General features: G+C 70.3%; 26 protein-coding genes and 2 tRNA genes. 6 read left to right on the forward strand and 22 right to left on the reverse strand.

Features of this window, described 5'->3' with window-relative positions; translation table 11 throughout:
* Window positions 1–102 precede the first annotated feature (102 nt).
* Window positions 103–1,107, forward strand: a complete 1,005-nt coding sequence (locus tag IG88_RS0111315; RefSeq protein WP_031038408.1) for a membrane protein — start codon at window positions 103–105, stop codon at window positions 1,105–1,107.
* Window positions 1,108–1,185: 78 nt separating this feature from the next.
* Here IG88_RS0111315 and clpX read toward each other — a convergent pair whose 3' ends face one another.
* The 5 genes from clpX to IG88_RS0111340 all read right to left on the reverse strand — a co-directional run bounded on the left by clpX (window position 1,186) and on the right by IG88_RS0111340 (window position 6,050).
* Complete coding sequence (clpX, locus tag IG88_RS0111320) at window positions 1,186–2,472, reverse strand: ATP-dependent Clp protease ATP-binding subunit ClpX (RefSeq protein WP_031038410.1); 1,287 nt, start codon at window positions 2,470–2,472, stop codon at window positions 1,186–1,188.
* Between the two features lie 191 nt (window positions 2,473–2,663).
* Window positions 2,664–3,344 (reverse strand): ATP-dependent Clp protease proteolytic subunit, encoded by a 681-nt coding sequence (locus IG88_RS0111325; protein ID WP_031038412.1) that lies wholly within the window; start codon window positions 3,342–3,344, stop codon window positions 2,664–2,666.
* A gap of 50 nt (window positions 3,345–3,394) precedes the next feature.
* Window positions 3,395–4,000: an ATP-dependent Clp protease proteolytic subunit gene (locus tag IG88_RS0111330; RefSeq protein WP_029393242.1), complete on the reverse strand. Its 606-nt coding sequence runs from the start codon at window positions 3,998–4,000 to the stop codon at window positions 3,395–3,397.
* Window positions 4,001–4,364: 364 nt separating this feature from the next.
* On the reverse strand, window positions 4,365–5,771 hold the full coding sequence (tig, locus tag IG88_RS0111335; RefSeq protein WP_031038415.1) for a trigger factor: 1,407 nt from the start codon (window positions 5,769–5,771) through the stop codon (window positions 4,365–4,367).
* A 202-nt stretch (window positions 5,772–5,973) separates the two neighbouring features.
* Window positions 5,974–6,050 (reverse strand) — tRNA-Pro (locus IG88_RS0111340).
* Window positions 6,051–6,213: 163 nt separating this feature from the next.
* On the opposite strand from IG88_RS0111340, the gene IG88_RS0111345 reads away from it, so the two are divergent.
* Window positions 6,214–6,287, forward strand: a tRNA-Gly gene (locus IG88_RS0111345).
* Between the two features lie 66 nt (window positions 6,288–6,353).
* Here IG88_RS0111345 and IG88_RS0111350 read toward each other — a convergent pair.
* The 11 genes from IG88_RS0111350 to IG88_RS0111400 all read right to left on the reverse strand — a co-directional run bounded on the left by IG88_RS0111350 (window position 6,354) and on the right by IG88_RS0111400 (window position 12,758).
* Window positions 6,354–7,523 (reverse strand): tyrosine-type recombinase/integrase, encoded by a 1,170-nt coding sequence (locus tag IG88_RS0111350; RefSeq protein WP_051851872.1) that lies wholly within the window; start codon window positions 7,521–7,523, stop codon window positions 6,354–6,356.
* Window positions 7,523–7,738 carry an excisionase family DNA-binding protein gene (locus IG88_RS0111355; RefSeq protein WP_031038418.1) on the reverse strand — a complete coding sequence of 72 codons (216 nt, stop codon included), beginning with the start codon at window positions 7,736–7,738 and terminating at the stop codon, window positions 7,523–7,525. The genes IG88_RS0111350 and IG88_RS0111355 overlap by 1 nt, the downstream gene beginning before the upstream one ends.
* On the reverse strand, window positions 7,731–9,125 hold the full coding sequence (repSA, locus tag IG88_RS0111360) for a replication initiator protein RepSA (RefSeq protein ID WP_031038420.1): 1,395 nt from the start codon (window positions 9,123–9,125) through the stop codon (window positions 7,731–7,733). Before repSA ends, IG88_RS0111355 begins: the two co-directional genes overlap by 8 nt.
* A 4-nt stretch (window positions 9,126–9,129) precedes the next feature.
* Window positions 9,130–9,312, reverse strand: coding sequence for a hypothetical protein (locus tag IG88_RS0111365; RefSeq protein WP_031038421.1), 183 nt, complete (start codon window positions 9,310–9,312; stop codon window positions 9,130–9,132).
* Between the two features lie 92 nt (window positions 9,313–9,404).
* Window positions 9,405–9,725 carry a hypothetical protein gene (locus tag IG88_RS0111370; protein WP_031038422.1) on the reverse strand — a complete coding sequence of 107 codons (321 nt, stop codon included), beginning with the start codon at window positions 9,723–9,725 and terminating at the stop codon, window positions 9,405–9,407.
* Window positions 9,726–9,745: 20 nt separating this feature from the next.
* Window positions 9,746–9,901 carry a hypothetical protein gene (locus IG88_RS42510; RefSeq protein WP_037835743.1) on the reverse strand — a complete coding sequence of 52 codons (156 nt, stop codon included), beginning with the start codon at window positions 9,899–9,901 and terminating at the stop codon, window positions 9,746–9,748.
* 9 nt (window positions 9,902–9,910) lie between these two features.
* A complete protein-coding gene (locus IG88_RS0111380) occupies window positions 9,911–10,102 on the reverse strand; it encodes a mobile element transfer protein (protein WP_007387681.1) in 192 nt (63 codons plus the stop codon).
* Between the two features lie 21 nt (window positions 10,103–10,123).
* Entirely contained in the window at window positions 10,124–10,807 is a 684-nt protein-coding gene (locus tag IG88_RS0111385) for a DUF2637 domain-containing protein (RefSeq protein ID WP_031038425.1), read from the reverse strand.
* A gap of 17 nt (window positions 10,808–10,824) precedes the next feature.
* Entirely contained in the window at window positions 10,825–11,022 is a 198-nt protein-coding gene (locus tag IG88_RS0111390; protein WP_007387640.1) for a hypothetical protein, read from the reverse strand.
* 20 nt (window positions 11,023–11,042) lie between these two features.
* On the reverse strand, window positions 11,043–12,398 hold the full coding sequence (locus tag IG88_RS0111395; RefSeq protein ID WP_031038426.1) for an FtsK/SpoIIIE domain-containing protein: 1,356 nt from the start codon (window positions 12,396–12,398) through the stop codon (window positions 11,043–11,045).
* Between the two features lie 3 nt (window positions 12,399–12,401).
* Window positions 12,402–12,758: a hypothetical protein gene (locus IG88_RS0111400; protein ID WP_007387638.1), complete on the reverse strand. Its 357-nt coding sequence runs from the start codon at window positions 12,756–12,758 to the stop codon at window positions 12,402–12,404.
* Between the two features lie 156 nt (window positions 12,759–12,914).
* On the opposite strand from IG88_RS0111400, the gene IG88_RS0111405 reads away from it, so the two are divergent.
* Entirely contained in the window at window positions 12,915–13,646 is a 732-nt protein-coding gene (locus tag IG88_RS0111405; protein ID WP_031038429.1) for an XRE family transcriptional regulator, read from the forward strand.
* A 43-nt stretch (window positions 13,647–13,689) separates the two neighbouring features.
* The gene (locus IG88_RS0111410; RefSeq protein WP_007387631.1) at window positions 13,690–14,160 is read left to right on the forward strand and encodes an NUDIX hydrolase; all 471 of its coding nucleotides are present in this window, start codon (window positions 13,690–13,692) and stop codon (window positions 14,158–14,160) included.
* Here IG88_RS0111410 and IG88_RS0111415 read toward each other — a convergent pair.
* Window positions 14,148–14,708, reverse strand: a complete 561-nt coding sequence (locus IG88_RS0111415) for an HDIG domain-containing metalloprotein (protein WP_031038432.1) — start codon at window positions 14,706–14,708, stop codon at window positions 14,148–14,150. The genes IG88_RS0111410 and IG88_RS0111415 overlap by 13 nt on opposite strands.
* A 1,119-nt stretch (window positions 14,709–15,827) precedes the next feature.
* A complete protein-coding gene (locus tag IG88_RS0111420) occupies window positions 15,828–16,022 on the reverse strand; it encodes a hypothetical protein (RefSeq protein WP_031038435.1) in 195 nt (64 codons plus the stop codon).
* 688 nt (window positions 16,023–16,710) lie between these two features.
* On the opposite strand from IG88_RS0111420, the gene IG88_RS0111425 reads away from it, so the two are divergent.
* The gene (locus IG88_RS0111425; RefSeq protein ID WP_031038440.1) at window positions 16,711–17,877 is read left to right on the forward strand and encodes an acyltransferase family protein; all 1,167 of its coding nucleotides are present in this window, start codon (window positions 16,711–16,713) and stop codon (window positions 17,875–17,877) included.
* 97 nt (window positions 17,878–17,974) lie between these two features.
* Here IG88_RS0111425 and IG88_RS0111430 read toward each other — a convergent pair whose 3' ends face one another.
* Together IG88_RS0111430 and IG88_RS0111435 are read right to left on the reverse strand one after the other, a co-directional pair.
* Window positions 17,975–18,475, reverse strand: coding sequence for an HD domain-containing protein (locus tag IG88_RS0111430; RefSeq protein ID WP_031038443.1), 501 nt, complete (start codon window positions 18,473–18,475; stop codon window positions 17,975–17,977).
* A 32-nt stretch (window positions 18,476–18,507) separates the two neighbouring features.
* On the reverse strand, window positions 18,508–19,695 hold the full coding sequence (locus tag IG88_RS0111435) for a PP2C family protein-serine/threonine phosphatase (protein WP_031038446.1): 1,188 nt from the start codon (window positions 19,693–19,695) through the stop codon (window positions 18,508–18,510).
* Between the two features lie 163 nt (window positions 19,696–19,858).
* Between IG88_RS0111435 and IG88_RS0111440 the strand changes: the two genes are divergently transcribed.
* Window positions 19,859–21,121, forward strand: a complete 1,263-nt coding sequence (locus IG88_RS0111440; RefSeq protein ID WP_051851873.1) for a GNAT family N-acetyltransferase — start codon at window positions 19,859–19,861, stop codon at window positions 21,119–21,121.
* 10 nt (window positions 21,122–21,131) lie between these two features.
* Here the strand turns inward: IG88_RS0111440 and IG88_RS0111445 are convergent, their stop codons facing one another.
* Together IG88_RS0111445 and IG88_RS0111450 are read right to left on the reverse strand one after the other, a co-directional pair.
* Window positions 21,132–21,962, reverse strand: a complete 831-nt coding sequence (locus IG88_RS0111445) for an Fpg/Nei family DNA glycosylase (RefSeq protein WP_031038451.1) — start codon at window positions 21,960–21,962, stop codon at window positions 21,132–21,134.
* Window positions 21,963–22,631: 669 nt separating this feature from the next.
* Window positions 22,632–23,117: a ribose-5-phosphate isomerase gene (locus IG88_RS0111450; RefSeq protein ID WP_031038456.1), complete on the reverse strand. Its 486-nt coding sequence runs from the start codon at window positions 23,115–23,117 to the stop codon at window positions 22,632–22,634.
* Window positions 23,118–23,151 lie beyond the last annotated feature (34 nt).

The following is a 23,151-nucleotide window of genomic DNA, read 5'->3' on the forward strand; positions in this document are numbered from 1 at the left end:
AAACCCGTTTCGTTTGTAACGGTGCGGCCCCCGATGACCTGCGCACGCCGGCTCTGGGTCAGGATGTCAGAACCACGTAAGCATCTGGAGGGGAACCCAGTAATGAGTCACAACCAGCCGGGCCCGTACGGCGGGCAGCCCCAGCAGCCCGGGCCGTACGGCCAGCCGGGACCGTACGGCCAGCAGCCGCCGCAGGCCCCCCAGCCCGGCTACGGCTATCCCCAGCAGACACCTCCCCCGCAGCCCGGCTACGGCTACCCGCAGCAGCCCCAGCAGGGCGGCGTCCCGCCGCAGGCTCCCCCGTACGGCCAGCAGCAGCCCTACGGCCAGCAGCCCCCGTACGGCCAGCAGCCGCCCTACGGCCAGCAGCCGTACGGCATGCCGCAGCCCCCGGCTCCGGGCGGCGGCAAGAAGAAGACGGGCCTGATCATCGCCGGGGTGGCCGTCGTGGCGGCGCTCGGCGTGGGCGCGTACTTCGTGTTCGGCGGGGGCGGCGGCGCGGGCGGCGGCCTGAAGGACGACGGCGCGCACAAGCTGACGACGCCCGCGAAGGCACTCGGCGAGTACACGAAGTTCCAGGGCCAGGAGAGCAACGACTCGGACACCGCCAAGGACATGACGAAGAGCGGCGTCAAGAACGGCACCGCGGTCGTCGGTCAGTGGTCGACCGCCGACCTGAGCGGTTTCGACCCCGAGGATCCGTCGACCGCGCCCGACCAGTCGGAGCTGCTGACCGCCAAGGGCTTCACGATGCTCGGCGGTTACGGCACGATCGACGACCCCCAGGCGGTCCTGGACAAGTTCTTCGCCAACATCCAGAAGCAGGTCAAGGAGAGCTCCACCGGCAACACCGGTGGCATGCAGAACGCCGAGCTGGTCGGCGAGCCCGAGGAGGTCGAGATCGACGGCACGGTCGCCAAGTGCCAGGCGACCAAGGCCACCAACGGGCTCACCAAGAAGGAGTCGACCGACTGGTTCTGCGCCTGGGCCGACTACAGCACGGTCGCCATGGTCTCCCCGGGCGACAACTCCGGTACCGGGGTCGGCAAGGAGACCGCGATCGACATCACGAAGCGGCTGCGGGACGAGGTCCGCGTCAAGTCCTGACGCGCGCGGTACGGCAGCAACGCGGAAGGGGCCCGGTCACTCGACCGGGCCCCTTCCGCACGGCTGTCGGGCTGCCGCCTACGCCGTCTTCTGCTCGCCCGAGCCGCGTCCCCGCGAATCCCGCGGGATGAGCGTCGGGTTGACGTTGGAGAGGACCACGTCGGCCGTGATGACGACGCGGGCCACGTCCTTGCGGGACGGGACCTCGTACATCACGCCCTGGAGTACTTCCTCCATGATGGCGCGCAGGCCGCGGGCGCCGGTCTGGCGGAGGATCGCCTGGTCGGCGATGGCCTCCAGGGCGCCGCGCTCGAAGTCCAGCTCCACGCCGTCGAGTTCGAAGAGGCGCTCGTACTGCTTGACCAGCGCGTTGCGCGGCTCGACGAGGATCTGGAGGAGCGCCTCGCGGTCCAGGTTGTGCACCGAGGTGATGACGGGCAGCCGGCCGATGAACTCGGGGATCATGCCGAACTTGACCAGGTCCTCCGGCATGACCTGCTCGAACTGGTCCTTGGACTCGATCTCCCGCTTGGAGCGGATCTGCGCGCCGAAGCCGATGCCCTTGGCGCCGGCCCGGCCCTCGATGATCTTCTCCAGGCCCGCGAAGGCACCGCCCACGATGAACAGGACGTTCGTCGTGTCGATCTGGATGAACTCCTGGTGCGGGTGCTTGCGTCCGCCCTGGGGCGGGACCGAGGCCGTGGTGCCCTCCAGGATCTTCAGCAGGGCCTGCTGGACGCCCTCGCCGGACACGTCGCGCGTGATGGAGGGGTTTTCACTCTTGCGCGCGACCTTGTCGATCTCGTCGATGTAGATGATCCCGGTCTCGGCCTTCTTGACGTCGTAGTCGGCCGCCTGGATCAGCTTCAGCAGGATGTTCTCGACGTCCTCACCGACGTACCCCGCCTCCGTGAGCGCCGTGGCGTCGGCGATCGCGAACGGGACGTTCAGCATGCGGGCGAGGGTCTGGGCGAGGAGGGTCTTGCCGGAGCCGGTCGGGCCCAGCAGGAGGATGTTGGACTTCGCCAGCTCGATGGCGTCCTCGCGGCCCTGGGCGCCGCCGTTCTCGCCGGCCTGGACGCGCTTGTAGTGGTTGTACACCGCGACGGAGAGGGCCTTCTTGGCCGCTTCCTGGCCGACCACGTAGCTTTCGAGGAACTCGTAGATCTCGCGGGGCTTCGGGAGCTCCTCCCAGCGCACCTCGCTGCTCTCCGCGAGCTCTTCCTCGATGATCTCGTTGCAGAGGTCGATGCACTCGTCGCAGATGTACACACCGGGCCCTGCGATGAGCTTCTTGACCTGCTTCTGGCTCTTCCCGCAGAACGAGCACTTGAGCAGATCGCCGCCGTCACCGATGCGTGCCACGGTGTGCTTCCCCTTCGCCTGGGAGACTCCCGGACGTCGACGTCACGTCAACGGCGGGCGGACTCCTGGTGCTGCCTTATGTCCGACGGTACCTTGCCGGGCCCCTCGTCCGGGCCCCCCTTGGCACGGTTCGCCTTGACGTGAATCGCGTCAAACCGTGCCAAGGAGCGGCAGACGATACAGCCTCCCGCCTAGCGGAGAGAGGAGTTGTCCATCTTCCGGGTGGTGATGATCTGGTCGATCAGGCCGTAGGCCAGCGAGTCCTCGGCCGTGAGGATCTTGTCGCGCTCGATGTCCTCGCGGATCTTCTCGACCGGCGTGGTGGAGTGCTTGGCCAGCATCTCCTCGAGCTGCGAGCGCATCCGCAGGATCTCGTTGGCGGCGATCTCCAGGTCGGAGACCTGGCCGCGGCCGGTCTCGCTGTAGGGCTGGTGGATCAGGACCCGGGCGTTCGGCAGCGCCATGCGCTTGCCCGGCGTACCGGCGGCCAGCAGGACGGCGGCGGCCGAGGCGGCCTGGCCCATGCAGACCGTCTGGATGTCCGGCTTCACGTACTGCATCGTGTCGTAGATGGCCGTGAGCGCGGTGAAGGAGCCGCCGGGGCTGTTGATGTAGATCGAGATGTCCCGGTCGGGGTCCATCGACTCCAGGCACAGCAACTGTGCCATGACGTCGTTGGCGGAGGCGTCGTCGATCTGGACGCCGAGGAAGATCACGCGCTCCTCGAAGAGCTTCGCGTACGGGTCGTACTCGCGCACGCCCTGCGAGGTGCGCTCGACGAAGCGCGGGATCACGTAGCGGGACTCGGCGGTCGGGCCGGTGTACTCGGCGCGCGAGCGGTCGTACAGGCCGCTGCCGGGGAAGTCGTTCACAGTGTCTCCTGTAAAGGGGCTGAGGCGGTCGGCTCGGGGCGGGGGATGGCTCAGGCGCCCGTGCCGCCGCCGCCCGGCATGCCGGCGGCCGTGGCGATGACGTCGTCGATGAGGCCGTACTCCTTGGCCTCGAAGGCGTCGAACCAGCGGTCGCGGTCCGAGTCGCGGGTGATCTGCTCGACCGTCTGGCCGGTGTGCTGAGCGGTCAGCTCGGCCATGCGCTTCTTGGTGTGCAGCAGCCGCTCGGCGTGGATCTTGATGTCCGAGGCCGAACCGGCGAGGCCGGCGGAGGGCTGGTGGATCAGGATCTCGGCGTTCGGCAGCGCGAAGCGCTTGCCGGGGGTGCCCGCGCTGAGCAGGAACTGTCCCATGGAGGCCGCGAGACCCATCGCGATCGTCACCACGTCGTTCTTGATGTACTGCATGGTGTCGTAGATCGCCATGCCGGCCGTGATCGAACCGCCCGGGCTGTTGATGTACAGGAAGATGTCCTTGTCCGGGTCGGACGCGAGGAGCAGCAGCTGTGCGGTGATCTTGTTGGCGATGTCGTCGTCGACCGGCTGGCCGAGGAAGATGATCCGCTCGCCGAGCAGTCGGTTGTAGACCTGGTCGCCGAGGCCGCCACCGATGGAGGGCTCGCCGGCGGCTGAGGGCATCAGATTCGTCACGTATCCACCTGCTCGTCTTACGACGGCGCCGGGCCGTCTCACGTTTCCCTGCGGGGCTGGAGCCGCTTTCGGGGACTCCCCTGCCCTCGTATTCATGGACCCTAACGCGGTGACCCTGCGGTGCCATCCCGGTTCTGCGGGTGTTCGCCTCGGGCGTAGCGGTACGCAGGGTGCGGGTGCGGCCTCTCGCCGCCGGGGTGCACGCTCGTCGCCGGGTGCGGGTCCCGTCGTGGTTGCTCGCGCGGTTTCCCGCGCCCCTGGATCGGCTGCCCGGCCGGCCGTATGCCGAAAGGGCCCCGGCGTCGGAACGTCCGGGGCCCGTTTCACATCCGTCGGAGACGGCGCGAGGGGATCAGCCCTCGGTCTTCTCCTCGGCCTTGTCGGCGGCCTTCTCGGCGTCGGCGGGCTCGGTGGCGGCGGCCTCGGCGGCCTCCGTCTCCTCGTCCTCCTCGTCGTCCAGGTCGACGACCTCGCCGTTGGTGTCCTTGACCGTGGCCTTCTCGACCACGGAGGCCAGGGCCTTGCCGCGGGCGACCTCGCCGACGAGGAGCGGGACCTGGCCCTGCTCGACGACGGCCTGGGCGAACTGGTCGGGGGACATGCCGGAGGAGGCAGCGCGGCGCATGAGGTGCTCGGTCAGCTCTTCCTGGCTGACGTTGAGCTTCTCCTGCTTGACCAGCTCGTCGAGGACGAACTGGGTCTTGATGCCCTTGACCGCGGCCTCGCGGGTCTCGGTCTCGAACTCCTCGGCGGTCTTGCCCTGCAGCTCGAGGTACTTCTCGAGGTCCAGGCCCATCTGGCCGAGCTGGTGGTGCTCGAGGTTGTGCTTACGGGTGTTGATCTCGTCCTCGAGGAGCTTCTCGGGGACCGGGACCTCGACCAGGTCGAGCAGCTTGTCCAGCACGCGCTCCTGGGCCTGCGTGGCCTGGTCGTACTGCTTCATGTTGGCCAGGCGCTTGCGGCTGTCGGCCTTCAGCTCGTCGAGGGTGTCGAACTCCGAGGCGAGCTGCGCGAAGTCGTCGTCCAGCTCGGGCAGCTCGCGCGCGGCCACCTGGGTGACCTTGACGGTGACCTCGGCCTCCTTGCCGGCCGCCGAGCCGCCCTTGAGCTCGGAGGTGAAGGTGGCCTCGCCACCGGCCTCCAGGCCCTTCACGGCGTCGTCGATCCCGTCCAGCAGCTCGCCGGAGCCGATGGTGTAGGAGACGCCGTCGGCGACGCCGTCCTCGAGGACCTCGCCGTCGACCTTGGCCTCGAGGTCGATGGTGACCACGTCGCCCTCGGCGGCGGCGCGCTCGACCGGGGAGGTCGAGGCGAAGCGCTCGCGGAGCTGCTCCACGGACTTCTCGACGTCCTCGTCGGTGACCTCGACGGCGTCGACCTCGACCTCGATGCCGGAGTAGTCCGGGATCTCGATGGAGGGGCGGACGTCGACCTCGGCGGTGAAGTTCAGCGTCTCGCCGTCCTTCAGCTCCGTGATGTCGACCTCGGGCTGGCCGAGCGGGTTCAGCTCGGCCTCGTTGACCGCGTCGGTGTAGAACTTGGGAAGCGCGTCGTTGACCGCCTCCTCCAGAACCGCACCGCGGCCGAACCGCTGGTCGATGACCCGGGCCGGGATCTTGCCCTTGCGGAAGCCCTTCACCGTGACCTGCTGGTTGATCTTCTTGTACGCCGCGTCGAGGCTGTCCTTGAGCTCCTCGAAGGGCACCTCGACAGTGAGCCGAACCCGGGTCGGGTTCAGGGTCTCCACGGCGCTCTTCACGGTTCGGTCTCCTTGGTGGCTGACTTCTTGGGTTCTGCCGGAACCAGAGTGTCCGGCAAATTTCGCCGCCCGGAGACTTCAGACGCTGAGACACACGGGCGTGCAGCTTGCATAGTAACGGCAGCGACTACACGGCCCAAAAGGCGATCGCTCACGCTCACCGGGGAGGCCGGGGAGGGTCGGCGGTCCGGGCGGCGGACGGTGGTCGGGGTGGCGGGATTTGAACCCACGGCCTTCCGCTCCCAAAGCGGACGCGCTACCAAGCTGCGCCACACCCCGTCTGGTGCGACACGTAGGGTACATGCCCCCGGGCGCCGGGGGCCGCAGAGTTTCCCGGGCGTCCGCGAGGTCGCGGCGCGGACCGGAAGGGGTGTGCGGCGAGGGGCCGCGACCCGCTACGATGCGTGCAGTGCCGCGGTCGCCGACTCGCGGCGCGCGCTGTGCGGGCGTAGCTCAATGGTAGAGCCCCAGTCTTCCAAACTGGCTACGCGGGTTCGATTCCCGTCGCCCGCTCCAAATGACTCAGGGCCAGGTCAGAGGATCATTCCTCCGCCTGGCCCTGATCGTTTTCCGGGGTTCCGATCAGTCGGTTGTGTCCCCGGCGTGCCCCTTGGGCTTTCGATCTTTCTTCTTCTTGCCCTTCCGGGGCTTCTTCCGACCCTTGTCGACGAGCCCGGACACGGCGTCGGCGATCAGCCGGTCACGCTCAGCACTGGCGTGCTGATAGATCAGCGCGGCCCGGGCGGTGCTGTGGCCCATGCGCGCCATCAGCTCACGCGTGCTCGCCCCGGTCGAGGCGGCGAGGGTGTTGCCGGTGTGCCGAAGATCATGGAAGTGCAGGCCCTTGATGCCGGCATCGCTGCACGCGGTGCGCCACAGCCGGTTGAAGTGGTTCCGGCGAGGAGTCGCGCCCTTTGCACCGATGAACACTCGGCCGTCGGCGCCCAGCTCGGCGTACCGCTTCAGGTGCTCGCGGATGTCCGGGACGATCGCGGTGGGGATGGACACCGTGCGCTTGCCCGCCGCACTCTTGGGCGCCTTGATCTCACGCTGGCCGTTGTTGAGTTCGGCGACCGAGCGTCGGACGCGCACGGCTCCGTGGTCCAGGTCGACATCCCGGCGGTGCAGGCCGATCAGTTCGCCCCAGCGAAGGCCGAGGAAGCCCGCCATGAGGACGAGCGCCCGGTAACGCGGCTGGATGGCGTCGGCGAGGTCGTACACCTCCTGCACGGTCGCAGTCGGCCGCTCAGGGGTGTGCACCACGCTCGCGCCCTTGATCGTGCACGGGTTGCGCCGGATCATCTGATCGGCAACGGCCGTATGCAGGACCGCACGGAGCAGGGCGTACGCCTTCGCGACGGTCGTCGGGCCGGTCCCGGACGCAAGCTTGTCAGCCCGCCAGCGACGCACGAGCGGGGGCGAGATGTCCGCGACGTTGACCACGCCGAACGTGGGTTCAAGGTGGTGCCGCAGCAGGGAGGCGTAGAGCTGTCGCGTCCGCGTGGTCAGTTCCCGCTCTTCGATCCACGCAGCCGCGTACGGGCCGAACGCCACCTTCCCGGCATCGGGGTCGTGCCAGTCGCCGCGCCGCATCTCGGTCTGCTTGTCGGCGAGCCAGGCATCCGCGTCCTTCTTCGTCCGGAAGGTCTCCGGGGCCGGGCGGAGCATGCCGTCAGGGCCGACGTACCGGGCCTGATAGCGACCGGACGGGAGCTTGCGGACCCGCCCGAACTGTCGACGCTTGCCAGCCATCAGGCAGCCACCCCCCGAAGAGCAGCGGCACCACGTCGCCGAGGCTGCACGGTATTGGCAGCGATGTACTCACGGACGGCGCTCTCGGGGATGCGTACGTGGCGACCGACCTTCACGTAAGTGATGCGGCGCTCCTCGATCAGGCGGCGCGGGAAGCGCACGGTCGTGCCGAGCAGTTCGGCGACCTGATCCACGTTGAGGTATCGCTCATTCATGGGCTTGCTGTCCTTCCTGGCGCAGGGCTGCGAGTTCTTCTCGGGCGGTTTCGCGGTTGAGCTGGAGGTCCCGGGCGATGGTGGCGGCGAGGACGGATTCCCCGGGGCTGTGACCATGTCCGGCGTACTGCCAGTCGGTGAGGACGAGCACGGTGTCCGGCTCGCGGTCGTCGATGCCGAGGGCGGCGGCCTCTTGGGCGGCGCGGTAGTCGGCGCGCGCCTGGCGGAGGGCGCCGAGGGTGGTGGAGTAGCGGCGGCTCTTGCTGGAGAAGTGGCCGCGGAAGCCGAGTATGTGAGCCCAGGCCCACAGGCGCCGGTCGGGGTAGAGCGGATCGAGCTGCTTGCAGGCGGCGATGAGGCGGCGGGCGTGGTCGGGGACGCCGTGGCGGTCGAGTTCGGACAGCTCCCCCACCCGGCGGTCGAGGGTGCCGGTGTTCTCGGCTGCTTTGGTGGCGTACTTGGCGACGTAGGAGGCAACGGCCTGTTCGGTGATGTCGGAGCCGTCTCCGAACGCCTTCACGGGCCGTACGTCGAGCTGGGTGCCCCACCGGAAGGTACGGGGCGGTTGGCCGTCGGCGGCCGGGACCGAGACCGAGGTGTAGGAGTGCGCGGCGGCGGCGCGGATCGCGTCGGCGAGGAGATCGACCGTGGCCCAGGAAGGCGGCGGGGCGTCCGGGCCGTCGGGTCCGTCGATGCGGATCACGGCGTGGAAGTGCACGGCGCCGCGCTTTTGGAACTCGGCGACCTTGCCGTATGACAGCCGGGCGCACTCTTTCAGCTCGCGTTGGGTGATGCCGGCACGGGCGGCGATCTCCCGGCGCAGGCGGTTGGTGAAGCGCTGCCACAGCTGCCCGGCGTAGTTGTTGAACAGCACCGAGGCCGCGTAGTCGTACGTGCTCGGGTCGAGGGCGGTGCCCAGCTCTGGCGAGTCCGGGGTGTGGCGGGTGCCGCAGCGGCAGGCGCCGCGGTCGGGCCGGTTGTGGACCGGGCCGAACGAGGGGGCGGTGAGGGTGGCGAAGACTCGCGGGTGGTCCCGGACGGTGGCGGGGATGTCGCGGCGATCGTCACCGGCGAGCCCGGCACGGATCAGGTGGTACGTGTCGCCCGCGTAGGTCCAAGCACAGGCGGGGCAGCGGGAGGCGCGGCGGTTGCCGCAGGCCACGCGGAGCCGTCCGCCCGGCTCATCGGCGGTCGAGTAGTGGTGCAGGGTCTCGCCGGTGGTCTTGTCCTTGTGGAGGGTCCAGCCGGTCAGGTGGATCGGGTCGGAGCAGCCGCCGGTGCGCTTGATCTGGTCTTGCCAGCGGTCGAAGCCGGGGGACCCGGCCACCCGCAGCAGATCGCCGAGGGTGATCGGGTCCAGGCCCGCCGCGGTGGCGGTGTCGCTCACGCTGTTACCTCCCAGCGCGGACGAAGGAGGCGGCGGGGGTGGTGGTGCCGGTGCCCTTGCAGGTCGGGCAGGTGATCCAGAGGGTGGCGCGGGTGCCGTCGGTGTGGCGGGTGCCGGTGGTGATCGCGACGGTCGGGAAGCCGTCGCAGTCGCGGCAGATGCGCGCGGTCGGGGCGTGCTGAGGCATCATGGGCGTGCCTTTCGGGTCCGTTGGGTCTGGAAGGTGGGAAGGCGCCCGGGGCGGCGGATGTTTGGCGACGGATGCCGCCCCGGGGGCCGTTAGCGGCGCCGGGTGCCGGAGGCGAGCAGGGAGCGCAGGACGACGGCGCAGACGGCGACCGAGGCGCCGGTGATGGCGACTGCCAGGAGCATGGAGACCAGGACGGCGCCGACGACCAGGACGACGGCGGTGCCGCCCCCGACGAGGGCGAGCGCCGTGCCGGGGGTGAGCTGGATCGTGGGCCGGGTCGAGGCCGGGACCGGAGCCGGAGCGGCCGGGGCCGTCGGGGTGCCGGGGGTGATCGTGGTCGGTTCGATGACGGCGGGCGGGGTGACGATGCCGGTGGGCTGGGGCATGGTGGGGAGCTTGGGCCGGAACATGAACGTTCCTCCTTCTTTGGTTACTTGAGGGCGGTGTCGATGACCGGAGCGAGGACGCTGTCAGCGAGGAGGAACCCGCCGAGCAAGAGCACGCCGATGAGCCACCAGGGCGGGCGGATGAGCTTGACGCCGAGGACTCCGACGACCAGCAGGGCGAACCAGAGCGGGACGTCCATCACGGCCTCCTAGCGGACCTTGCAGCGGTGGGTGCGGGCGGCGAGCTGGGCGGCGGACTGGCTGGTGTAGTCGGCGGACCAGCCGCAGCCGTCGGAGCTGCACACGGCGGCGTGCTTGGTCTGGCCGTGGCGGTCGCGGTGGGTGCCGATCTGCACCGGTCCGATCCGCATCACGGAGTGGAAGAAGTCGCGGGCAGGCATGACGGGTGATCTCCTCTCGGGTCAGGTGAGTTGGGCGGCGATGGCGTCGGCCATGTGCGGCGGGACGCCGAGGCGTGCGCGAAGGGTGTCGGTGTCGATCCGGGCGCCGGTGCGGTGTTCGTGGTCGGCGGCGACCTTTCGGGCGTGGTCGACCAGCGCGGCCGGAACCGCAACCGCGGGAGGCGATACCGGGGCGGGGTCGGCGGGCGGGAGCGCCGGGGCGTCGTCGGCCCTGTCGACCGGGGCCGGGTCCGGCTCGACGGCGGGGACCGGTTCGGGCTGCACCTCGGGCGCGGGGGCCGGGTCCGGAGCCGCGGGCGTCTCCGGGGTCGAGGTGCGGGCGGTGGGTGAGTGGGCGAGGAGGGTGCCGCCGAGGAAGGCGAGGGCGGGCCATCCGGCGACGCCGAGGCGGAGCAGGGCGGGCGGGTGTTCCAGGTCGAGGAACCCGGCGGTGGCCACGTTCGCGCCGAGCGAGGCCACCAGGGCGATCAGGAACCAGCACCACGCCAGCCGGGACGGACCTTCCGAGCGCAGTCGGCGCCACGCGGCGACCAAGAGCAGGTCGACGGAGACGGGGTAGGCCCAGGCTTTCCAGCCGTCCTGTCCGGCAGCCGCGGCAAGGTCGTGGAGGTGGGCGAAGGACAGGGCACCGGCGATGACGGCTTGGACCAGGACGGCATCGACGCGAAGGGCAGTGCGGGCCATGGTGTCCCCCTTCCTGGTCAGTCGGTGGCGTGGCCGGTGCCCCAGCAGGTGAGGCAGAGGACGGTCTGACGGTCGTCGGTGGCGCGTCCCTTGCGGGCGCCGACGCGGACGGTTTCGGTGTGCTCGCCGGTGCCGTCGCAGTCGGGGCACGGCGCCGGTTCAGGCGTGGCGGGCCGGGTCTTGCGACGGGTGGTGGGCTTCTTCGCGGTAGCCATGACGGGGCCTCCAGTGCGGGTCAGGCGGCGGCCGGGGCCGACTCGATAGCCGGGGCCGGGACCGGGGCGAGGGTGCCGAGGGCGGGCCGGAACGGCGCGAGGGCGGGCAGGTCCGGAGTCAGGTCGGCGTGCCGGTTGCAGACGTTCACCGCGTGCCGCAGCGACGTGTGCGGGGCACGGATGCGAGCCCAGCCGCCGGACGAGTCACCGGTGACGGCTACGCCGGGCGTGTCCGTGGGGATCTGGATCGCGGCCAGCACGGCATCCGGGGCGATGTCGCCGAAGGCCATGTTCGCCGACGATTCGTCGTTGACGCGGTGTGCGGTCCGGCCGGTGAGCTGGGCACGGAGCATCGTGATGCCCTTGCCGAGTTCCGAGCCGAAGCGCTGCCCGCAGATCTCCAGATAGATGCCGGCAGCGCGGCCGAGCTGCGCCAGCCGGGCCAGCGCGGTGATGATCCGGTCCCGGCGCTTCTCGTCCTCCTTCGTTGCGAAGAGGGCGAGTTCGGCGACCTCGTCGACCATGACCACGATCGGCACCGGGCGCAGGTCTTCGGGCAGGTCCCAGATGTCGGCGGCAATGTCGGCATCCGGCACGTCCGCCGTGATCCGCTGCTCAGCCCTGATGAGCTGATACACGTCCTGCATGTGGGACACGAGGGCGTCGAGGAGTTCGGCGGCGGTGTCGGGGTTGTCAGCGAGCGCGGAGAACCGGCGGGCCAGCGGGAACAGCTCCACCCCTTGCTTGCAGTCGATGCCGACCAGGGCGACCCGTTGCGGCGCAAGCGCGGCAACGAGGTTGCGCTGATAGACCGACTTGCCGGACTCCGTGGCGCCGAGGGTCAGCCCGTGCGGGACCGTACGGTAGTCGCGGTAGTGCACGGCTCCGTCCTCGCGCAGAGCGGCCGGGACCCGCATCGGCCGAGCATCGACCCGGGCGGGCATCTGCACCCGCTTGAGCACGTCGTAACCGGTCATCCGCAGCTCCACCACACCCGAGCGCACCTCACGCGAGGTGACCCCGTACAGGGCGAAGGAGTGCCGCAGCCGGTCACACGAGGCCGCCACGTCGAAGGCGTCCTGACCGGGCCGGAGCTTGAGCCGCAGGACCAGGCCGGTCCGGGTCACCCGCAGCCGCAGGATGCGCGGGGCACGAGGACCGGGAACGGGCCGGTTGGTCATCCGGGCCAGGGTCAGGCGCCAACGTGGGGCCGGGACAGTGAGCCCGCATGCGTCCATGACCGAGCCGTAGCGGACCAGGACCCGCAGCGCGGCAAGGGTGACCCCGAAGGTCAGCCAGTACCAGGCGGGGCGCCGCCACCGCAGGAGACCCGCAGCAGCAGCGACCAGCACCAGGGCGACGGTCAGCCAGCTCATGGCTCAGGCCGCCTTCGAGGACGAGGCACCCGCGGCGAGGGAGGTCACGGCGACCGCGCGGAAGGCGATGCCGTGGCGCTTCTGGCCGTTGAACTCGTTCTCCCACGGCCGGGCGATCAGACCGGTCAGCGCGACCGGGGTGCCCATCATCAGGTCACCGGAGATGCCGGTCTCCGGGACGGTCACGGACAGGATCTCCACCTCACCGTTGGCCGCGAACATCACGTCTACGGTCGACAGCGCGGCACCGGTCTCGGCGTCCATCGCCCGCTCACCGGTACGGCGGTCCTTCACCTTCGGCTGCGGGGACTGAGCCACCATCACGGTGGCAGTGGACGTGTCGACGGGAATCTGACGCATCGTCTGTTCTCCTGATCTAGCGGGAGTTGAACCGCCATCCGGCGGTGAGATCAGGAGACCGCGAAAGGTAGTGGACGCATCACGGTCCGTATGGACGTTTGGGGACGTCTGAGCTATCGTCAAAACGTCCCTACGGCGTCCATGGAAGGACACGTCATGGCGAACGAGCGTCTGCGCGCGGCGATTTCAGCGAAGGGCGAGACGATCCAGTCCGTGGCACAGCACGTCGGGGTGGACCCCAAGAGCGTGGAACGGTGGATCACGACGGACCGCACGCCGCACCGGGGACACCGCTGGAAGGCCGCGAGCTTCCTGGGCGTCGATGAGGTCTACATCTGGCCCGCCGTGCAGAAGCAAGCCGAGTCGGCGAGTACATCCGAGCTGATCACGTACTACCCACACCGCGGGGCAGTGCCGGCAACGCTGTGGTCATCCCTGATCGAGAAGGCGAGCGACCACGTAGACATCCTCGTGTACGCGGGTCTTTTCCTCTTCGACAGCCACCCGGATCTTCCGGACCAGTTGGCAGAGAAGGCCAAGGCCGGAGGACAAGTTCGCGTCCTGCTCGGAGACCCCGACTCAGAGATGGTCCGGCTGCGCGGCGAAGAGGAAGGCATCGGTGGCGATCTGGCCGCACGTGCCCGGATCACCCGTCGATACCTGGAACCGGCCATGACGACGCCGGGCGTCGAAGTCCGGTTGCACGACACGATCCTCTACAACTCGATCTACCGGTTCGACGACGACGTGTTGGTGAACCCACACGTGCTCGGTGCGCCCGCGGGGCAGAACCCTGTGCTGCACTTCCGCTACATCCCGGGGGCACGGACGTTCCGGCACTACATGCGGAGCTTCGACTACGCATGGGAGCACGGTCGGCCCGAGTAGGCAGCCGGAGCACATCACCGGCAGAGCGTGCAAGGCTTGAGGCATGGCCCGAGTCGACTACTTCAACGATCCGAACGCCCCGAAGGCGAACAGCATCGTTCCATCCGTCACCGCCGTGGCGCTGAACGATGCCGGGGAAGTCTTGCTGATCCACAAGACGGACAACAACCTGTGGGCCTTGCCCGGCGGTGGGGTTGACGTCGGCGAGTCAGCCCCCGACGCCGCCGTGCGCGAGACCAAGGAAGAGACCGGGTTCGACGTCGAGGTGACGAGTCTGGTCGGCATCTACACCAACCCAGCGCACGTCATGGCGTACGACGACGGCGAGGTGCGCCAACAGTTCTCGATCTGCTTTCGGGCCCGCATCGTGGGCGGCGAGCTGCGTACGAGCAGCGAGAGCAAGGAGGTGGCGTTCGTCCACCCCAGCCGACTGGACGACCTGAACATCCACCCGTCAATGCGGATGCGGATCGACCGCGGGCTGAGTGATCGCCCCGATCCCTACGTCGGCTGATCAGCGAGGCGAGAGCGCGTCCGTTCGACGGCGGCCCCGAGGTACGGACGCGCCTTGCTGATCGCGTTGTGCACCTCGCTGCCCGGCTCGTATCGCACCAGAATCTCGTCAATGCGGTGATCGAAGTCGAAGGACTGTCCGGCCGGGCCAGTCGTCATGTCCGCGTAGATCAGCGCGTCGAGGACGGGAGAGTCCTCCCGCTCGTACACGTCAAGCTCAGCAGAGAGACCACGCTGTTCAGCCTCGTACACGGCCCCGGAGTGGTGAGCGACTAGGCAGACGAGCCGGGAGGGCGCCCCGAGGCTTTCCAGATGACGCGCGCCGTCGAGCGGGTGGAACCCCGTGTCCCGCAGTTCCGGGGCGTAGCCGATGTCATGAAGCCAAGCAGCGGCGACGAGCAGGTCACGGTCTCCTTCGGACACTGCCGCGGATGCTTCTCCCGCGCGAGCCGCCACCGCCTGAGTGTGCAGCCAACGATTCCCGAGCGGAGGCAAGAGTGACTCGGCCAGTTCAGCCGCGCCGTGAGGCGTGTCCAATCCAGAGGGCATAGCCGCACGGTAGCCGAGACGGGCGCCTAGCCGACACCCTGGGACCAGCAGCCCAAGGCATGGCGCGGTAAGAGTTTCCCTACTTCATCAAGGCTCGCTTCGCTCGCGTCGCTCCCGGCCTCCTGGAACTGCAAGCAGTCCGATCGAGAGATCGGAGGTGCCGCGCACAGCGCGGCGGCGCCGGTCGGTCGCCGCCGCGCTGCCCCTCCTTGCCTTCGTCACCGGGGCCGCGCGTCGTCGCCCGCCCGCGCCCACAAGGGGGCGAAGACCAGGCCGGGGCAGGGGTTAGAGGGCGATCCCGAGGTCAGAACCCCGTCGTGGCTGGGGCGGTCGGCTCCACGGCTTTAGGCAGCCACTTTGGGGCGAGCCTCTAAGATCTTGGCCCCAACGTCGTGCTTTAACGGGCAGGTCCACAGTCATTGCTGGAAGTGAGCGGCAGTGGAGTCGGCGAGATACAGCCCCTGCCCGACCGCTGCTACGGTCGGCCACAGTTCAGCGATCCAGCCGTCAGAAGCTCCCGGGGAGCCGGGCGAGTTGGGGTGCTAAAGTTCTGCAACTGCACACACCGATGGCCCGTATGGCACGTCCGGCAAGACATCACGCCATACGGGTCACTCGATAGGAGGAGGTACAACTTGCCGAAGCAAGAAGACCACCGTCCATCCCAGCGCATCTATAGATGCCCTAGGGTGGAGGTTCACCGTACAGCGCCACAGACGCAAGAAGCAACCGCCCGAACGGATCGAGCACTGGTCATGATCTCGGCTCTCGCCGACCTGATCATTGCCCTCACCGGCGTCGCAGCGTTGATCATTGCAGCACGAGGGTAGGTAGCTAGCGTGCCCCTGGCGTGTCCGTTCAACAGGCACGGCAGGGGGACCTAGGGGGAACACCGGCTACTGCTCAGCAAAAGCACAGGTCAGCGTTTCGCCAGGTCAGGCCGGATCCGCGTACGCGATCTTCCAAACTGGCTACGCGGGTTCGATTCCCGTCGCCCGCTCCGAGAGGCCTCCGGCCCGGTCCCCCAGGGGGCCGGGCCGGAGGCTTTTGTGGGGTCCCCGCGTCCCTCCGGGACGCCGGGACCGCTCGGCGGCCCGGAGGCCGCACGGGTCGCGCGGGCTAGAACTGGATCGAGTTGATCGTGCTCGCTATGGAGTCCAGGAAGCGTTGGATGTCGTCGGCGATGCCGGTCGAGGCCAGGAAGAAGCCGAAGAGGACCGCGACGACCGCCGGCCCCGCCTTGATGGAGCCTCCCCGCAGCAGCACCACGAGGATGATCCCCAAGAGCAGCACCACTGACAGTGAAATGGCCACAACTGATCACACCCTCGGTCGGTCCGCTCTCCCGGCCCGGAGGTGCGACACCGCGCACCTCCGCCAGAACCATCGTGCCACCAACCGGCCCTCCTCATGCGGGAGCTGACACATCGTCCGGCCGGCCGCGCCCGTCCCGCACTCCCCCGCGCACGCGGGCGCACCCGACCCCGGTGCCCCGCACGGAATTTCGACCGGACGCTCGTACGAGAAATTCCGGCCGCTTCGTTTCAATGTCCACACACCGCGTTCGCAGGTATTTCGAATTGTCGTGGCAGACACATCGGCACGCTTCCCACAGGAGGTTCACAGGAACACCCCCACGGACCCGTAAGCGCATTGAAGCGGACATTCCAGGGGAGTCGCCCGCCGGTCTTATGCGAGGTTTAGTCGGGATGTGTCGTGACAAGGCGGGTGCTCCGGACCGGGTTTCAGCGGGCGGTCCAGCGGCGGCGCAGCCCGGGGGTGTGGGGGCCGTCACCCGTCCGGAGAGGCCGAGTTCCCGGAATGCGGGGTAAGCGCACGGTACTCAGACCGTGCTCAAGACGCGAAATGCAGGAATGACGTCGAGGGTTTTACTGACTCACATCGGGAACGCTAGGGTGCCTCAAATGTTCTACGCTGCCTCGTCCCCCACCAGAGCAGCGAGGTCCTGTGACCACTCGCCGGTTTCCGGCGGGGAGGTGGCATGACTAGCTCGCTGCGACCTCACGGCGGCCGGAAGCCGCCGTCCACGTCGGACCAGCAGGCCCGGCAGCGCGACGCGTTCTTCGACAACGCCAAGTACCTGGCCATCGTGCTGGTCGGGGTGGGCCACGCCTGGGGCCAGATCCTGGACGGGAACCGGACCGTGGAGACCCTCTACCGGGTCCTGTACACGTTCCACATGCCGGCGTTCATCATCATCTCCGGCTACTTCTCGCGCAGTTTCGACCTGAGCCCCAAGCGGGTCAAGCGGCTGATCACCGGCGTCGCCGTCCCGTACCTCGTCTTCGAGATCGCCTACACGCTGCACCGCCGCGTCAGCGAGGACCCGCAGGCCGACTTCAGCCTGCTGGACCCGACCTACCTGCTGTGGTTCCTGTGCGCGCTGTTCGTCTGGCGCCTGACCACGCCCATCTGGCAGACGGTCCGCTGGCCGCTGCCGATCGCCCTGGTCATCGCGGCGCTGGCCTCCGTGACGCCCACCATCGACAACGACCTGAACATGCAGCGCGTGCTGCAGTTCCTGCCGTGCTTCGTGCTGGGCCTGCTGCTGCGCCCCGAGCACTTCCGCCTGGTGCGGCGCCGCGCGGTGCGGATCTGGTCCGTGCCGGTGGTCGCGGCGGCGCTGGTGATCGGCTGGTGGTCGGTGCCGCGGATGGAGACCGGCTGGTTCTACCGCAACGCCGCCGTGCAGGACACCGGCGGGCCCTGGTGGTCCGGGCCGGTCCTGACCCTCGCGCTCTTCGGCTGCTCCGTGGTGCTGTCCGTCTGCTTCTTCGCCTGGGTGCCCGGCCGGCGCATGTGGTTCACGGCCCTGGGCGCCGGCACGATCTACGGCTACCTGCTGCACGGCTTCCTGGTGAAGGAGGGCACCTACGCCGGCTGGTTCCAGCACTCCTTCCTCGACGAGCCGTTGGGCGAGATCGGGCTCACCGTCCTCGGCGCCACCGTCATCACCCTGTTGTGCACCAAGCCCGTCCAGCGGGTCCTGCGGTACGTGGTCGAGCCGCGGATGGACTGGGCCTTCAAGCGGACGCCCGGCGACGCCGCCCGGGGCCGCGACCGGCGGGACGAGGACGCGGGCGGCACCCGCGCGACGTCCGCCGGGGCCTCCGCGCCGAGCGGCAGCGGGGAGAAGGTCTCCGTCTAGGGGGTGTCGTCCGGGTCAGGTCGCGGGAAACCGGCGGTTCCTCGTCCGCGGCCTGATCCGAACGGCGCCCCCTGGCCCCGTCCGCCGGTGCCCTCGCTCATCGCCGTTCCGGCCGGCCGAGGAGTTCGCGCATCCGCGTGTACTTCTCGGTCAGCCGGGCGCGGGTGGCCCCGTCGAGGACGGCGAGCCGGGCGGGATCGGCGTTGTGCGCCAGGTCCGCCTCCTTGACCAGCCGCGCCCCCGGGGTGGCGAGGATCCGCGCGGCGTACGCCTCGGGCGGTTCTCCCGGCCGTTTGGTGAGGGCCAGGACGATGTCCTTGGTGCGGCGGCTCAGCGGGGCCCCGTCCAGCCACTGTTCGGTGAGCGCGTCGTCCTCGACGGCGTCGTGCAGCCAGGCGGCGGCGATCTGCTCGTCGTCGCCGCCGCGTCGGCGTACGCCCTCGGCGACGGCCCGCAGGTGTTCGGCGTAGGGCCGGCCCGCCTTGTCGGTCTGTCCGGCGTGGGCGGCGCGGGCGGTGGCCTCGACCTCGGCGAGGGAGAGCGTCGCGGCGGGCGAGCCGTCACGGGGGTGCTGCGGGTCCTGCGGGTTCGGGGGCATCCGGCCAGTATGGCGGGGCGGGGCGAGGGTGCTCAGGCCCCGGGCGGTGCGGACTGGGCCGTCGGTCCCTCGCGGGAGATGAGCAGCAGCGCGCGGTCGTCGTTGACGTCCTTGGCCACCGCCTCGATCAGGTGCCAGGCCGCGCCGTGGAAGCCGCCCGCGACGTAGCGGTCGGCCTCGCCGGTGAGGCGGTCGATGCCCTCGGCGATGTCCCGGTCGGAGGTCTCCACCAGGCCGTCCGTGAACAGCATCAGGACGTCTCCGGGCCGAAGGGTGCCCTTCACCTGGTCGAACTGCGCGCCGTCGTACACGCCGAGCAGCGGTCCCTCGGCGGACTTCTCCTCCCAGCGGCCGGTGCCCGCGCTGAGCTGGAGGCCCGGCGGGTGCCCGGCGGAGTACAGCTCGTAGTCGCCGGAGTCCAGGTCGAGCACGAGGTGGATGGAGGTGGCGAAGCCCTCGTCCCAGTCCTGGCGCAGCAGGTAGCCGTTGGCGGCCGGCAGGAAGGCGTGCGGCGGCAGGCTGCCCAGCAGTCCGCCGAAGGCGCCCGACAGCAGCAGGGCGCGGGAGGCCGCGTCCATGCCCTTGCCGGAGACGTCGGTGAGGACGACCTCCAGGGTCCGGCCGCCGTTCGTGCGGGCCGCGACGACGAAGTCGCCGGAGAAGGACTGGCCCCCGGCCGGACGCAGCGCCATCTCGCGGTGCCAGCCCTTGGGCAGTTGGGGCAGTTTGCTCTGGACGCGGATGCGTTCGCGCAGGTCGAAGAGCATGGTGCCGCCGCGCCGCCAGGGCACGCCGACCCGGCTGCGGAACTGGGCGACGACGAGCCCGAAGAAACCGCAGGCCGCGACCACCAGGACCACGCCCGGGGTGACGCGGGACGGCCCCTCGGTGTACGGGCCGAGCTGCACGGACTCCACGATCAGCGCGGTGGCCGCGGCGGCGTACAGGCCGAGGAGGCTCGCCGGGCGCAGCAGCAGGCCGCCCGCGACGATCGGGACGACCAGCGCGGAGGGCGAGCACCACACGGAGTTGGCCATCGTGCCGGCCGCGATGACGGGTATCGCCAGCAGCAGTCCGGCCAGCGCGATCCAGTCCGAGCCGTCGCCGCGGAAGTAGTCGACGGCGGCTCGGCGCACGCCGACGCGGGCCCGGTGCCACTGCTTCTTCCACCGGGCCGTGAACGTCTCGGCCTCCGCGCGCCGCTGTCGTCCTGCTGCCATCAGTTCGCGACCCTATCCATCGGACCGGCCGCTTGGCACGGGAGGTCCTACTTGTCCCCCGTCCGGGGCCGGACTTCACAGTGAACTTCACGAACGGCCTTCGCGCCCCGTCCCTGCGGAAATTGTCTCGCCCCTCTTCGTCCGGCCCTGGTACGCATGAGGCATGGAACGGTTCACGGAAAAGGGCGGCGACGTGACGACGACGGAGCCCCGGGTACTGCGGCGCGACGAGTGGGACACCTGGTACGGGACGCTGGTCCGCGCCTTCGGCGGGGTGCCGGAACCGGACGAGGAGCTGGAGCTGTTCCGGGAGCTGACGCGGGTCGACCGGTCGATCGGCGTGTGGGACGACGGCGCGTGCGTCGGGACGGCCGGCGCGTTCGCCTTCCGGATGACCGTGCCGGGCGGCGCGCAGGTGCCCGCGGCGGGCGTGACGATGGTGAGCGTGGCCGCCACGCACCGGCGCCGGGGTGTCCTGACGTCGATGATGCGGCGGCAGTTGGACGACGTACGGTCCTGGGGCGAGCCGCTGGCCGTGCTGACGGCCTCCGAGCCGGCGATCTACGGCCGCTTCGGCTACGGCGCCGCGACCTTCGAACTCGGCGCGGAGATCGACACGAGCCGGGTCCGGCTGTCGGTGCCGCCCGGCACGGAGGACGTACGGCTGCGGTACGCGGCGCCCGGTGACGTGCTCGACGCGTGCGAGGCCGTGTACGCGCGGCTGGTGCCGACGCGGCCCGGGATGATCGCCCGGCAGCCCGGCTGGGAGCGGCTGGGACTGCTGGACCCGGAGAGCGGGCGGGAGGGTGCCTCGCCCCTGCAGTGCGTGGTCGCCCGGCGGGGCGGCGAGGTCACCGGGTACGCGCGGTTCCGGGTGCGTCCGGCGTGGGAGCAGGACGGGCCCAGGGGCACGGTGGTCCTGGCCGCCCTGGCCGGGCTCGACGCGGCGACCGAGGCGGCGTTGTGGCGCTTCCTGTACGACATCGACCTGACCGGCACGCTGTCGGTGCGGGGGCGGCCGGTCGACGAGGCGTGGCAGCACCAGGTGTCGGACATCCGACGGTGCCGGCCGGCGCTGCGGGACGCGCTGTACGTGCGTCTGGTGGACGTGGGCGCGGCGCTCGCGGCGCGGACCTACCAGGCGCCGGTGGACGTGGTGTTCGAGGTCGAGGACGCCTTCTGCCCGTGGAACGCGGGGCGTTGGCGGCTGAGCGGCGACGCGAAGGGGGCGTCCTGCGAGCGTACGACCGATGCCGCCGATCTCGCCCTGTCCGTGCGGGAGTTGGCGGCGGCGTACCTGGGCGGTGTGAGCCTCGGTTCGCTCGCGGCGGCCGGGCGGGTGCGCGAGGTGCGGGGCGGGGCGCTGGCGGAGGCGTCGGTGGCGTTCGGGTCGGACGTGGCGCCGTGGCTGCCGCACGGGTTCTGAGGGCGGGCCCCTACCGTTTCTGACAGCCCGGGCACCAGAAGAGGTTGCGGGCGGCGAGGGCGGCGGTGGCGACCGGGCCGCCGCACAGGTGGCAGGGCTGGTTCGCCCGGCGGTAGACGTAGACCTCGCCGCCGTGGTCGTCGACGCGGGGCGGGCGGCCCATGGCCTCGGGGGTGTGCTCCGGGCGGACGGTGTCGATGCGGTTGTCGCGCACGCCCTCGCGCATGAGGCCGGTGAGGTCCTGCCAGACGGCGTCCCACTCGGCGGGGGTGAGGTCCTTTCCGGGGCGGTACGGGTCGATGCCGTGGCGGAAGAGGACCTCGGCGCGGTAGACGTTGCCGACGCCGGCGACGACCTTCTGGTCCATGAGCAGGGCGGCGACGGTGGTACGGCTGCGGGAGATTCTGCGGTACGCGGCCTCCGGGTCGGCGTCCGGGCGCAGGGGGTCGGGGCCGAGACGGTCGTGTATCGCCTGCTTCTCCGGGTCGGTGATCAGGGCGCAGGCGGCGGGGCCGCGGAGGTCGGCGTACGCCGTGTCGTTGGCGAGGCGGAGGCGGACGGTGTCCGTGGGCGGGGGCGCGGGGGCGGGGCCGAAGGCGACCTTGCCGAAGAGGCCGAGGTGGATGTGGACCCAGGAGGAGGTCTCGGGGGCGGTTCCGGCGGCGCCGAAGCCGAGGAAGAGGTGCTTGCCGTGGGCGTCGGCGGTGGTGAGGACGGTGCCGTCGAGGAGGGCGGCGGAGTCGGTGAACTTGCCCTGGGGGCTGGTGGCGTGGACTGCCGTCCGGGCGAGGGCGGCGGTGTAGTCCTGGGCCAGCCGGTGGATCGTGTGGCCCTCTGGCACGGGTGGTGTCCTTTCGTCGCGGGTGCGGTGCGGTGCGGTGCGCTGCGCTGCGCTGCGGTGCGGTCGTCGTGGCCCCCTTGCCGAGGGTGCGCTGCGCTGCACTCGCCGTGGCCTTTGCCCACGGTGCGCTGCGCTGCACTCGCCGTGGCCTTTGCCCACCCGCCCACCCGACTCGGTGGGGCAAGGGGCTCGATCCGTTCGGGGCTCCGCCCCGGGCCCCGGCGGGGACTCCGTCCCCTGCACCCCTGGGTCTGCTTTCCCACCCTGGGGATCGGGTTCCGACCAGCCGGTGGGGCTGCTCCCCCGTCCTGCGGGGATCGGGTCCGACCGGCCCGGTGGGGCTGCCGCTTCCCCTGCACCACGCGGATCGGGTTCCGGCCCCTCCGGGGCCGCTTCCCCCAACCCCCAAGGATCAGGTTCCGACCACCCGGCGACGCCACTTCCCCGCCCCGCAGTGATCGAGTGCGACCACCCGACGGCGCCACCGCCTCCCCACACCACGCGGATCGGATTCCGGCCCCTCCGGAGCCGCTTCCCCCGCCCCGCAGGAGCGCCCGGCGGTGCCGCTTCCGCGTCCCTCTGGGATCAGGTTCCGGCGGCCCGGCGGTGCCGTCCCCCAGCCCGCGGGTCCGGCGGGGCGGGGGGCGGCCGTGTCCGTGCCGGGTACGGCTACTGCTGCGGGTGGTGGGGCGGGACGGGCGGGAGGGCGCCCGTCGTTTCGTAGGACGTGAGCATGTCGATGCGGCGGACGTGGCGTTCGTCGCCGGAGAACGGGGTGGCGAGGAAGGTCTCCACGAACTTCGTCGCCTCGTCCTGCGTGTGCATGCGGGCGCCGACCGCGACGACGTTGGCGTTGTTGTGCTGGCGGCCCAGCGACGCCGTCTCCTCGCTCCAGGCCAGCGCCGCGCGCACGCCCTTCACCTTGTTCGCGGCGATCTGCTCGCCGTTGCCGGAGCCGCCGATCACGATGCCGAGGGCGTCGGGGTCCGCGGCCGTGCGCTCGGCGGCGCGCAGGCAGAAGGGCGGGTAGTCGTCCTGGGCGTCGTAGATGTGCGGGCCGCAGTCGACGGGCTCGTGCCCCGCCGCCTTGAGCCACTCGACGAGATGGTTCTTGAGTTCGAAGCCCGCATGGTCCGAGCCGAGATACACGCGCATGCGTCGAGTGTGACACGGCGCGATGCCCCTGGTC

It is taken from the genome of Streptomyces sp. NRRL F-5650 (assembly GCF_000721365.1).
Classification (GTDB): Bacteria; Actinomycetota; Actinomycetes; order Streptomycetales; family Streptomycetaceae; genus Streptomyces; species Streptomyces ardesiacus.

Bases quoted from the DNA above. Each gene is read 5' to 3' on its own strand.
- IG88_RS0111435 (WP_031038446.1), bottom strand. From the start codon at position 19,695: ATGGCAGCAGGACGACAGCGGCGCGCGGAGGCCGAGACGTTCACGGCC.
- IG88_RS0111385 (WP_031038425.1), bottom strand. From the start codon at position 10,807: ATGGCCCGCACTGCCCTTCGCGTCGATGCCGTCCTGGTCCAAGCCGTC.
- IG88_RS0111380 (WP_007387681.1), bottom strand. From the start codon at position 10,102: ATGCCTGCCCGCGACTTCTTCCACTCCGTGATGCGGATCGGACCGGTG.
- IG88_RS0111370 (WP_031038422.1), bottom strand. From the start codon at position 9,725: ATGTTCCGGCCCAAGCTCCCCACCATGCCCCAGCCCACCGGCATCGTC.
- IG88_RS0111415 (WP_031038432.1), bottom strand. From the start codon at position 14,708: ATGCCCTCTGGATTGGACACGCCTCACGGCGCGGCTGAACTGGCCGAG.
- IG88_RS0111395 (WP_031038426.1), bottom strand. From the start codon at position 12,398: ATGAGCTGGCTGACCGTCGCCCTGGTGCTGGTCGCTGCTGCTGCGGGT.
- IG88_RS0111365 (WP_031038421.1), bottom strand. From the start codon at position 9,312: ATGCCTCAGCACGCCCCGACCGCGCGCATCTGCCGCGACTGCGACGGC.
- IG88_RS0111390 (WP_007387640.1), bottom strand. From the start codon at position 11,022: ATGGCTACCGCGAAGAAGCCCACCACCCGTCGCAAGACCCGGCCCGCC.
- IG88_RS0111410 (WP_007387631.1), top strand. From the start codon at position 13,690: ATGGCCCGAGTCGACTACTTCAACGATCCGAACGCCCCGAAGGCGAAC.
- IG88_RS0111400 (WP_007387638.1), bottom strand. From the start codon at position 12,758: ATGCGTCAGATTCCCGTCGACACGTCCACTGCCACCGTGATGGTGGCT.
- IG88_RS0111425 (WP_031038440.1), top strand. From the start codon at position 16,711: ATGACTAGCTCGCTGCGACCTCACGGCGGCCGGAAGCCGCCGTCCACG.
- IG88_RS0111315 (WP_031038408.1), top strand. From the start codon at position 103: ATGAGTCACAACCAGCCGGGCCCGTACGGCGGGCAGCCCCAGCAGCCC.
- IG88_RS0111430 (WP_031038443.1), bottom strand. From the start codon at position 18,475: ATGCCCCCGAACCCGCAGGACCCGCAGCACCCCCGTGACGGCTCGCCC.
- IG88_RS0111330 (WP_029393242.1), bottom strand. From the start codon at position 4,000: ATGCCCTCAGCCGCCGGCGAGCCCTCCATCGGTGGCGGCCTCGGCGAC.
- IG88_RS0111405 (WP_031038429.1), top strand. From the start codon at position 12,915: ATGGCGAACGAGCGTCTGCGCGCGGCGATTTCAGCGAAGGGCGAGACG.
- IG88_RS0111355 (WP_031038418.1), bottom strand. From the start codon at position 7,738: ATGAATGAGCGATACCTCAACGTGGATCAGGTCGCCGAACTGCTCGGC.
- IG88_RS0111440 (WP_051851873.1), top strand. From the start codon at position 19,859: ATGGAACGGTTCACGGAAAAGGGCGGCGACGTGACGACGACGGAGCCC.
- IG88_RS42510 (WP_037835743.1), bottom strand. From the start codon at position 9,901: ATGGACGTCCCGCTCTGGTTCGCCCTGCTGGTCGTCGGAGTCCTCGGC.
- IG88_RS0111450 (WP_031038456.1), bottom strand. From the start codon at position 23,117: ATGCGCGTGTATCTCGGCTCGGACCATGCGGGCTTCGAACTCAAGAAC.
- IG88_RS0111350 (WP_051851872.1), bottom strand. From the start codon at position 7,523: ATGGCTGGCAAGCGTCGACAGTTCGGGCGGGTCCGCAAGCTCCCGTCC.